The organism is Dapis purpurea BLCC-M126, from assembly GCF_050015975.1.
Classification (GTDB): domain Bacteria; phylum Cyanobacteriota; class Cyanobacteriia; order Cyanobacteriales; family Microcoleaceae; genus Trichodesmium.
Window position 1 is genome coordinate 1 of sequence record NZ_JBNHER010000005.1, and the last position, 10,452, is coordinate 10,452.

General features: G+C 38.3%; 8 protein-coding genes and 1 tRNA gene. 7 read left to right on the forward strand and 2 right to left on the reverse strand.

Annotation, left to right across the window (positions count from 1 at the left end; all coding sequences use genetic code 11):
* Positions 1-260: 260 nt before the first annotated feature.
* Complete coding sequence (locus ACP6PL_RS01350) at positions 261-2,996, reverse strand: CBS domain-containing protein (protein ID WP_426541752.1); 2,736 nt, start codon at positions 2,994-2,996, stop codon at positions 261-263.
* 214 nt (positions 2,997-3,210) lie between these two features.
* Between ACP6PL_RS01350 and ACP6PL_RS01355 the strand changes: the two genes are divergently transcribed.
* From ACP6PL_RS01355 to ACP6PL_RS01380, 6 genes are all read left to right on the forward strand, one after another.
* On the forward strand, positions 3,211-3,510 hold the full coding sequence (locus ACP6PL_RS01355) for a Uma2 family endonuclease (protein WP_426541754.1): 300 nt from the start codon (positions 3,211-3,213) through the stop codon (positions 3,508-3,510).
* A gap of 661 nt (positions 3,511-4,171) precedes the next feature.
* Entirely contained in the window at positions 4,172-4,363 is a 192-nt protein-coding gene (gene psbZ, locus ACP6PL_RS01360; protein ID WP_293138513.1) for a photosystem II reaction center protein PsbZ, read from the forward strand.
* Between the two features lie 202 nt (positions 4,364-4,565).
* The gene (gene ribH, locus ACP6PL_RS01365) at positions 4,566-5,147 is read left to right on the forward strand and encodes a 6,7-dimethyl-8-ribityllumazine synthase (RefSeq protein ID WP_426541756.1); all 582 of its coding nucleotides are present in this window, start codon (positions 4,566-4,568) and stop codon (positions 5,145-5,147) included.
* Between the two features lie 95 nt (positions 5,148-5,242).
* A tRNA-Gly gene (locus tag ACP6PL_RS01370) sits at positions 5,243-5,314 on the forward strand.
* Between the two features lie 259 nt (positions 5,315-5,573).
* A complete protein-coding gene (locus ACP6PL_RS01375) occupies positions 5,574-5,978 on the forward strand; it encodes a hypothetical protein (protein WP_426541758.1) in 405 nt (134 codons plus the stop codon).
* 4 nt (positions 5,979-5,982) lie between these two features.
* A complete protein-coding gene (locus ACP6PL_RS01380; RefSeq protein WP_426541760.1) occupies positions 5,983-7,236 on the forward strand; it encodes a glutamate-5-semialdehyde dehydrogenase in 1,254 nt (417 codons plus the stop codon).
* A 529-nt stretch (positions 7,237-7,765) separates the two neighbouring features.
* On the opposite strand, the gene ACP6PL_RS01385 is transcribed toward ACP6PL_RS01380, so the two are convergent.
* Positions 7,766-8,578: an acyl-CoA desaturase gene (locus ACP6PL_RS01385; RefSeq protein WP_426541762.1), complete on the reverse strand. Its 813-nt coding sequence runs from the start codon at positions 8,576-8,578 to the stop codon at positions 7,766-7,768.
* A gap of 435 nt (positions 8,579-9,013) precedes the next feature.
* Here ACP6PL_RS01385 and ACP6PL_RS01390 point away from each other — a divergent pair, with 435 nt between their 5' ends.
* Positions 9,014-10,255, forward strand: a complete 1,242-nt coding sequence (locus ACP6PL_RS01390) for a methionine gamma-lyase family protein (RefSeq protein WP_426541764.1) — start codon at positions 9,014-9,016, stop codon at positions 10,253-10,255.
* The last annotated feature ends 197 nt before the right edge of the window (positions 10,256-10,452 follow it).

Genomic DNA, 10,452 nt, shown 5'->3' on the forward strand with positions numbered 1-10,452 from the left:
GGGGAGTTAGGGAGTAGGGGAGTAGGGGAGTAGGGGAGTAGGGGAGTAGGGGAGTAGGGGAGTAGGGGAGTTAGGGAGATCGAGAAATATTTGGTAATGGTTGAAGATGGAACATTTTTTTATACCGAATTAAACGGATTTGATATGATAATTCATTCAACTATTGCGCAACAGTTTTTAGATTGTAGATATTGTTACAAAGAATTGGTGGTTATCTCCTCCACTCCTCCACTCCTCCACTCCTCCACTCCCCTACTCTCCTACTCAAAAAGAGGATAATATTGAGCTAAAAATTTCTCAGCCTCAGAGCGATCGCTCACCTTCCCATCCAAAGTCGCAGCCAAAAGATTGTCCAACATCAACTTAAACTCACGCCCTGGTTTATAACCCATCACCTTCAAATCATTTCCATTTAAAATAGGCTTAATATTTGCCCACTGAGTCAAATATTGCCAAATCTTGCGTCGCATCCAACGCTCACATTGCACAATAATTAAAATCAACATCGGTAGATCGTACTCCCTCAACAACCACACCACCTGACTCGGAGTATCACATTTTGGCAAATTTTCCATAACGCTAACCTTTACCAACTCCAACTCCTCCAATCTCTTAATACTATCCACAGGCAACTGTAAATTTTTCCCTACCAAACCCCGATACTCAGACTCCAAACCAGCAATTAAAACCTCCAAGCGCATTTGCCAGTGGGATAACCTTTTCTCAGGGTCAAAATGTTGTAAACATCTATCCAACAAACACACCTGTTTCCACAACCTTCGGTCTAATGCTAAGGTGCAATGTAGACATCGCAACGCCCCCAGATTTCCCAATAACTTTAAGGCAGGTTTCCAATAGGGAGCTTGCAAAATATATTTCAACTCACTTTTGAGTCGAGTTTCTAAAGCAGGTGCTCTTCTATTTTTTTCTACCTTTCCAACAGTTTCACGGTCATATACTCCACTATTAATAGCATAATGAATATATCCCTCTGTTTTTGGTTCCATCTCAAACCCCAATCTCACCGCAAACCTCACCGCGCGATAAATACGAGTCGGGTCTTCAATAAAACTATTAGCGTGTAACACCCGAATTTGTTTGTCTTGTAAATCTGACAACCCACCAAAATGATCGAGCAACTCTCCAACACGAGGTTGAGTCAGTCGTGCTGCCAAAGCATTAATAGTAAAATCCCGCCGATACAAATCTTGGCGAATTGAACTTACTTCGACTTCTGGGTTAGCTGCTGGATAGGGATAAAATTCTGTACGAGCAGTAGCAATATCTATCCAAAGGGAGTCTAAAACTAGATCGTTGTGCCAAAGGAGAGCGGCAGTTTGAAATTGACCATGAACTTCTAAACGTGCTGTTGGATAAATTTTTTGTAGTGCTTCTGCTAACTCTAATGCTGGAGGTTTTGCTGCTGAGTCAGAGTGACAACCATCTACAACTAAATCTATATCTGTTAATAATAAAGTTTCATCGAATTTTGATAACAGTAAATCTCTTACTCCTCCTCCAATTAGATATAGTTGCCAACCTTGTTTTTCTGCCAACTCAGCAACACAGGTGAGTAGTTGCCATAGTTGGGGGGCGAGGCGGTCTTCTAAAAGTTGTGTAATTGATTTACAAGTTTCGCCGGGAATGCAACCAGGTTGTTTATCTTGAGGACGTTGTTGTTGATGCAATTCCCGTAAAACGTCAGTGCGCGTGACTATTCCGACTAGGCGGTTATTTTCCAATACAGGCAACCGACCAATATCGTAAGTAACCATAAGCTCTTCAATTTCTAGGAGAGTTGTTTCTGGGGAAATAGTTTTGAGTTGGGGTGTCATATAACCTTTAACTGGAGCATGACTAAAACCATGATGGAGTGCAATATCAATATCTCGCCGAGAAATAATTCCCACCAATTCCCCAAATGAGTCTACTACTGATAAACCAGAATGACCATAACGTAATAGTATTCGGTGAGCTTCTTCTATAGATGTTTCAGGAGGAATAGTACGAACTGGAGATGACATCAAATCTCTAGCAGTGGGTGGGTGGGGAATTTGGGAGATGAGTTGGTCTACTAATTCTTCTAATTTTGCTTGGGGGTTGGTGTCTCGGCGACTGAGTGCTGCTGCTCGGTTATGACCACCACCACCTAGAGGTTGAAATAGTTGGCTCAAGTTAACGTCTGGGATACGCGATCGCCCGATAATAGTTAAGCTTTTTTCTGTTGTGTCTTTGAGGCAGTGGGTGTGAGCTAATAGAAGAGCATCTATTTCTGTCAGGTCTATTAAACTGGAAGCTAAACTGGATAAACCGGGAACATATTCATCTGTTTGTAACAGTATCGACCCTATTTGATAATTTCTCACGGTGGCTCGTTGCAAATTTTCTAGAGCTGTTTTCAATAAATCTTGCAGTTGCGGTGATAAACCAGGTTCGATGTACTCGCCAATGACAGGTAAACTTGCCCCTTGTTGCATTAACCATGCTAAAGCTTTTGCGTCTCGTGGCGTTGTGTGGTCAAAAGTTAGAGATCCGGTATCGGCGTGGATGCCTAGCGCCATAATTGTTGCTTCTGCTGGAGTTAATATAGGGGTAGATTTATTTTTGAGAGTTTGGAGTTTTTCTGTAATTAGGGTTGTGGTAGCTCCCACTGCTTCTATATAAGTGTGGGTCGCTGGAATATCTGATTGAATTTCACAGTGATGGTCGTAGATGATAATTTCTGATAGGTGAGGTAAATCTAACCATTCGGCAACTTTTCCCAGGCGGGAGCGTGTCTGACTATCTACGATAAATATGGAGCGGATTTTTTCTGGGTTGACGGAGCGACGTTCGATGATGGCAAATTCGTCTCGATGGAGAGCGAGGAATTCTTTGACAGTGGGGTGACAACCGCCTGTTAGTACAAGGCGACTACCTGGGTGGAGGTGGGTTAGGCCGACGGCGGCGCCGAGAGCGTCGAAGTCTGCGGTTGTATGGCATAAAATTAGGTGCATTTTGGGGAAATAGGGTAGGTTGGGTTGCTCACACTGATTATGCTACGGATATACGGATTAAAAGGTATAACGTAGCAATATCCCGTAAGGGTAATCCAACCACAATAAAGAGCGTGTTGGATTTCACTTCATTCTACCCAACTACATTAATTTATGGCTAAAATAATATTTTATTTTCTATTATTGGAAATATCTACTAAATACGAAAAAACTTATGATTGCTCAACCTCAAGATTACCAAAAAATTACTCCTGAAGAATACCTAGAATGGGAAGCTAAACAGGAATTTCGCCATGAATATATAGACGGTGAAATTTTAGCTATGACTGGAGGGAGTATTCCTCATAATGATATTGCTCTTAATTTTTATACAGCTCTGAAGCCCCATCTCCGTCAAAGAGGTTATCGAGTTAATGTGTCGGATGTAAAAGTTCGGGATAGTAAAAATAATCGTTATTTTTATAAGGATTTTTCCGAGAGACTCTATATTTTCTTAAGTCTGAAACTAATATAGTAATAAATTCCTGAAGAGGATCGAATCTATCTTTAGTTGGGAGATTTCTCATAGAAGCGATTAAAGAAGAAGAAGGCGCAAAATACAGCAATTAATTATTGATGAAATTACTTTTTTTTCTCTGGTTTAGTGGCTTTATTTACTTTCTGGTCTCTAAGTACAAATCTTCCTGTGGTGATTCATATATTTTGTGCTTTTGAACTTATTCTATTGGTGATTTTAGGCATAGAAATTATTATTTATGCCGATTTAGCTAAAGGTCGATAAATTTAGAGAAGCTTTAGAGGATTTTGCTATTGGTTAAAAATAAGAAACAGCATTACTTAACTAAACTCTTGTTTAGTTCAACTATCATAGTTAATTAACCTGAAAATATAGATAGTTCAATTAAACTCAATGAAGTGAAAAATTAAAAATCAACAGAAACTTAGTAATTATTACTCAAAGACATTTCTAGAATTCAGTGTAGAGATTGTGATAAATTCTAGAAATTCACTTTCATTAATTTTACTAAACACCTAGTGGTTACTCAAAAACACTTTACCATCTACCTAAACTGAAAATTCACTACTCAAATTAAAATTACCAAATTACCATAGCACAGTTTATGATACTCTAATTTCTTATAGGATTAGTTTGTTGTTGCACCGGGAGAAAAAAAATGTTAACATTCCTATTTCAATTCGTACTACTTCTATTAGTGGTATTATCTTTTATCTTAGTAGTTGGCGTACCTTTTGCCTATGCTTCTCCTCAAATCTGGAGTCAGGGCAAACCTTTAATTTTTATTGGTTCTGGTTTGTGGGTAGCACTGGTAATTGCAGTGGGTGTTTTGAACTTTTTAGTAGTTTAGGCCAGATTTAGTAACTTCCCATAGTTAAAAATTTGGATTTTAGATTAATCTAAACTAGCAATATCTAAAATCTAAGGTAGGAAATAATAAATGTATATAAGAGACAGGGGATAGCGAGTTGGTGCTTGTTATCTCTAGACTCTTAGCATAAATAACTATCAGTTTTTATTGTAATAATTCTAAGATTAAAGAAAATTTTGATATGACAGTTTTCGAGGGAACATTTACTCAAGTTGATTCATTACGCTTTGCTATTGTCATTGCTCGTTTCAATGACTTAATTACTGGCAAATTGATTGAGGGTTGTCAAGACTGTTTGAAACGCCACGGTGTCGATCCAAATCCAGAGGGGACTCAAGTGGATTATATTTGGATACCAGGGAGTTTTGAAATTCCTCTAGTAGCACGTCAATTGGCCATGACTAATCGCTACGATGCCGTAATTTGTTTAGGAGCTGTAATTAAAGGCCACACCCCTCACTTTGATTATGTAGCTGCTGAAGTATCTAAAGGAATTGCTGCAGCAGCATTTCAAACAGGAGTACCTGTAATTTTTGGAGTTTTGACTACAGATACTATGCAGCAAGCTTTAGAAAGGGCTGGTATTAAAAGTAATAAAGGTTGGGAATATGCTATGAATGCTCTAGAAATGGCAAGTTTAATGCGTCAAATTAAAAGTGGTATAAATTCCTCTCCCAATAATTATAGTATTGTTGGTAAAACTCAAACACTGCCAATAACTTCAACCAGTTTTGTAGAGTCCGATTTATCTCCAGAAGTATGACAATACTCATCAAGGATTTACTCTCAAAAAAATTCTGCTTAGGGGTTGACAAATAAAGTTAGTTGTGAAAATATAGTAGATGTTAGTTAAAAATTGCGGGTATAGCTCAGTGGTAGAGCGCAACCTTGCCAAGGTTGATGTCGCGCGTTCGAATCGCGTTACCCGCTTACTAAATATACTTTGTAGAAACCTTACTATCTTATGTTTTCTATTAGATATTTAACAGTTAAAAGTCTACTTTATTGTAAACCAGAGGAAGAAAAATCAAAGCTTTAGCTTTATTCAAAAATTTTTTGAGTTGAATTATAGCTAGCACAAACTGTTGAGTCAGGTTATAGTTTAATAGTAGCTAGAATTGGCAGAATAAACCTATACTGAGTCTCAGATCATCTTTTTTCAATAAACGCTTTCGGTTCTACGATTACTTTGCGACCTCAAAAAGCTCAAAAGATTGATTTGAATGGAGAGTACCCTTGTCCATGTCGGCGTAAGGGCCGCTTAATTCCAATATCCCTGACAGATGCCTTTGGCTGTAACCGCTGTCAGCAAATATTTGTTGTCAATGAAAGTGGTGATACTATTGAACAACTCTCTACTCACTACTCCTATAAGCCGGCTTGGCGATGGACAGGTAAACAATGGTATCGGGCTTATTCCAATTGGAAGGCTAATTACTTGCCACTAGCTCTAGTAATGATTTTAGTACCTTTGGTGATTTGGCTACCTTTAGCTTTACACTCTCCTGGTTCTAATATAATTATTTGGGCACTGGTGGCAGTGCTTTTGGCCATGCTTCCTGCCTTGATGGTCTGGCTTGCTTACAGACGTTAAACTTATGAATAGGAAAGATTATTCTGCTAACTTAACGATGAATGTGATTCATCGTGCTCATCAAGGTTCCCTAGAACTTGCTAAAACTAAGTATTTAGAACGCTCTATGGCCTTACAAGCAATGGCAGAAGCAATTTTACAGCATAAAAATGAGATTTTAGAAGCTAACACTCTGGATTTGGAAGCAAATCGGACAATTCCTATTCCAGCGCCAATGGTGGAATTGCTGAAGTTGACACCAGAGCGACTCCAAATTACTGTTCAAATTTTACAACGACTTGGTGAGTTGCCAGATCTAGTTGGGCAAGTAGTTGGTGGTTCATACCAACTAGAATATAGCCAGAGTTATGGCCAATGTATTCCCCTTGGAGTTATTGCTTTAATTTGTGAGGCATTTCCAGAGTTGGTGGCGATCGCTGCAGGAATGTCTATTCAAACAGCAAATAGTTTAATTATTAGGGGTGGGAGTGAAGCTAGTAATTCTAATTTAGTTATTACTAAAGTATTACGGTTAGCTTTGGAACAAGTTGGTTTGCCTTTGGAATGTATAGAGTTTTTACCCCCTACGGACAAGAGTTCAATTCAGGAGTTGCTGACTCAAGACCGATATATAAATTTAGTTATTCCTTATGGACGTTCTAGTTTAGTTGAGCAGGTGGCAAGAGTATCAACTGTACCAGTCTTAAAAGCAGCAATGGGAAATTGTTATCTCTATTGGTCTGCTACTGGTAGTTTAGATATGGTTCGTTGGATGATTTTGGATAGCCATGAAAGTAAGCCCGATCCAGTTAATGCTATTGAAAAAGTTTTAATCGATCGTCAGCATAATTTTTCTGTGGTGGTTAGACTGTGGAATAGTTTGAAGGAAAATGGTTTTGAAGTTAGAGGAGATGCTGCTTTAGTTGATGAGTTTCCTGATTTAACTTTAGCTGAGGATAGAGAATGGAATCAAGCTTATTTAAGTAAAATAGTTGCTTTTAAAGTTGTTGATTGTATAGATTCAGGAATTAGGTGGATTAATAATTATAGTAGTGGTCATGCTGACTGTTTAGTGGCTGAATCTTATCAGGAAAGTCGTCAGTTTGCTTTAGGTATTAATAGTGTTTGTAGTTTTATTAATAAATCTCCGAGATTTTCACGTTATCAAAATCAAAAAGATGCTATTTTCTTGGGAATGTCTAATCAAAAATGTTTTGTTCAAGGTTTGATTGGGTTAGAAGCTTTTACTAGGATTAAATATATTGTTCAAGGGAATTAGAAATGATTTTTATGGCAGTTTGTATTAACACATCACCGACGATGACTTTTTCTGAGATTTGCCAAAATAGATTTAAAAAGCAATTTATACAGATAATTCCCGGGATATAACCCTGTCTTACCCTTGAATATTAGGAAGTAGGGAGTAGATAAGAAATTAAAAAAGTAAGGGAGTAGAGAGTAACTAGTTAACGATAGAGTACAAAAATTGGGATAATACCAAATCTGCCTTAGTGATAGGGTGTTTTTTAAAAGTTACAGCCATTTCTATATAAGGGATTAGGTAATTGGACAAGCCTGCTTTTATACCAGGATTTGGTATAATTTATTTTCTGCTATTCCTTTAGCTAAATATTAAATCAAAATAATATTACAAATCGGTGCAAAAAGTAATGTAGGGAGGTTATATAAAACCTCCCTACAAAAATTTTAGAAAAATGGTGATGTCATTTCTGAATATGTCTAGTATGTATTACCAAAATAATAGAGTTAACAAGATTTTTATCTGGAAAACTCCTATTATCTCAAAACTATTTTGTTGCCAATTTCACATCAGTTGCTAAACCAAAAGCTTGCAAGAATTGAATCATCATCCAAGTTGTATCAATTTCCCACCATTGCAAACCATGACGTGCTGAATATTGAAAAGCATGATGGTTATTGTGCCAACCTTCACCATAAGTTAACACAGCTACCCACCAACAGTTAGTTGAACCATCGCCAGAATCATAAGTACGATAACCAAACTTATGAGTGGCACTATTGACTAGCCAAGTACAGTGAAAAACAACAACTAATCTAAAGAAAACACACCAAACTACAAAAGGCCATCCTCCTATCAGGTAAAGCAAAATACCAAAAGCAATTTGCATAGGAATAAAGTAAGCTTGGAAAAACTTGTAAACAGGATCGTCTGCTATATCCTTTGTGTAGCGAGGTACTTCAGACTTAATTGGTAAATCATGGAGCATCCAACCCATGTGACTCCACCAAAAACCAAGACTAGAATCATGGGGATCTTTTTCGTTATCTGAATGGAGATGATGAATGCGGTGTAAACCTACCCAATCACAAACTCCTCCTTCGCAGGCAAGTGTACCACAAAAAACTAAGAAGTATTCTAGCCACTTGGGAGTTTTAAAACTACGGTGTGTCACCAGACGATGAAATCCTAGAGTAATACCCAGACCACCTGTAATCCAATGTAATAGTAAAGCTAGACCAACTGCAGTCCAACTAAAGTTACTAGGAACTAAGACAAAAAGGGCTCCAATATGGAGGAATGCCATAAAGGCTACTATAGGCCAATTCAACGAAAGTTTTTCTGATGTCGAAATTGTCATAAAAAGTCTCTAAATTACGAACTTTGTTGCTCAAATATGAGCTATTTTCAGAACAGAAAGTTTTGAGGATCTGGAAAATATTTTGGTAATAACTAACTACTTAATTTATTAATAAAAATATTTTTATACCAACATCCTGAGTTATGTTAAATGTTGAAGTTGAAATTCCTTCTAGGTAGTATAGGAGAATTTTTCCTCAATTAATCTACTATAAATAGAAAAAATAAACCAGGGGAAGTATCTTAAGTATTACCAATTAAATATAAGAATTTAACCTATCAAACCAGATAACTTACTATGTTTACATTTAACAAAACAAAATTTTTTTATTGCGCTTTTTCTCTAAAGGATTACAATTTTTTATTTTATTGTAGATTTGAGCATTAACAAAAATGTTACATATCATTAATCATACCACAAATAAAGTAAATAAATATGAACAGTATTGAATATCTACAAGCAGCAGAACAAGAGCTATTGCCCATATTTTCCGAAATTAATGGTTCAGTCAAGCAAAATCTCAGACGGGTGATAGATGCTTTTCGTCATCATCGGGTAGGTGTCCATCATTTTTCTGGGGTAACTGGTTATGGCCATGACGATCTGGGGCGGGAAATTCTGGATAAGGTTTTTGCTGAGGTTATGGGGGCTGAGGCAGCGGCAGTAAGAGTCCAATTTGTTTCGGGAACCCATGCGATCGCTTGTGCTTTGTTTGGGACTCTGAGGCCGGGGGATGAAATGTTGTCTGTTGTTGGTTCTCCTTACGATACTTTGGAGGAGGTAATTGGTCTGAGGGAGGAAGGTCAAGGTTCTCTGAAGGAATTTGGGGTTAGTTACCGGGAGTTGCCTCTGACGGAAACTGGGACGATAAATTGGCAAGGGTTGGAGTCTGCTATTACGGAAAAGACTCGTCTGGCTTTGATTCAACGTTCTTGTGGTTATTCTTGGCGACCTAGTTTGTCTATTACAGATATTGAGCAAATTGTCAAGATAGTTAAGGAACAAAATCCGGAAACGGTTTGTTTTGTGGATAATTGTTATGGGGAGTTTATTGAAGACCGGGAACCTACGGCGGTGGGGGCGGATTTAATAGCGGGGTCTTTGATTAAAAATCCTGGTGGCACTATAGTTATGGCGGGGGGGTATGTGGCAGGTAGGGAAGATTTGGTGGAAGCTGCAACTTGTCGGTTAACTGCTCCTGGTATTGGTAGTAGTGGGGGGGCAACTTTTGAGCAAAATAGGTTGTTGTTTCAAGGTTTATTTTTGGCGCCACAAATGGTGGGGGAGGCTATGAAGGGTAATCATTTGGTGGCTTATGTTTTTGATAAGTTGGGTTATCCTGTTAATCCTTTGCCTCTGGAAAAACGACGGGATGTTATTCAGGGGATAAGGTTGGGTTCCCCGGAGAAGTTAATTGCTTTTTGTCGAGCTATTCAGCAATATTCGCCTGTGGGGTCTTATTTAGATCCGGTACCGGCGCCTATGCCTGGATATGAAAGTCAGTTGGTTATGGCAGGTGGAACTTTTATTGATGGATCTACTTCGGAATTTTCGGCAGATGGACCTTTGAGGGAACCTTATGTGGTGTTTTGTCAGGGGGGTACTCATTGGACTCATGTGGCGATCGCTCTGGAGGCGGCTATTGAGGCGGTAGGGTTTTTTGAAGTTAGAAGTTAGAAGTCAAAAGTCAGAAGTATTGGGTCGAAAAAATCGGTAGCTGTCATTGCGAGGCGGTAATATTAGACTCTACTTTAATCGGAAATAGTTGAGGCAGCCGTAGGCGAAGCCTTCTCGCAGAGTAGCAGTCTGTATTTTAGATGATGGTGAAATTTTTGCTTTTATTGCGGATAGAGCAATAGTAGTTTCATTTGCTG

Bases quoted from the DNA above. Each gene is read 5' to 3' on its own strand.
- psbZ (WP_293138513.1), top strand. From the start codon at position 4,172: ATGTTAACATTCCTATTTCAATTCGTACTACTTCTATTAGTGGTATTA.
- ACP6PL_RS01380 (WP_426541760.1), top strand. From the start codon at position 5,983: ATGAATAGGAAAGATTATTCTGCTAACTTAACGATGAATGTGATTCAT.
- ACP6PL_RS01385 (WP_426541762.1), bottom strand. From the start codon at position 8,578: ATGACAATTTCGACATCAGAAAAACTTTCGTTGAATTGGCCTATAGTA.
- ACP6PL_RS01355 (WP_426541754.1), top strand. From the start codon at position 3,211: ATGATTGCTCAACCTCAAGATTACCAAAAAATTACTCCTGAAGAATAC.
- ACP6PL_RS01350 (WP_426541752.1), bottom strand. From the start codon at position 2,996: ATGCACCTAATTTTATGCCATACAACCGCAGACTTCGACGCTCTCGGC.
- ribH (WP_426541756.1), top strand. From the start codon at position 4,566: ATGACAGTTTTCGAGGGAACATTTACTCAAGTTGATTCATTACGCTTT.
- ACP6PL_RS01390 (WP_426541764.1), top strand. From the start codon at position 9,014: ATGAACAGTATTGAATATCTACAAGCAGCAGAACAAGAGCTATTGCCC.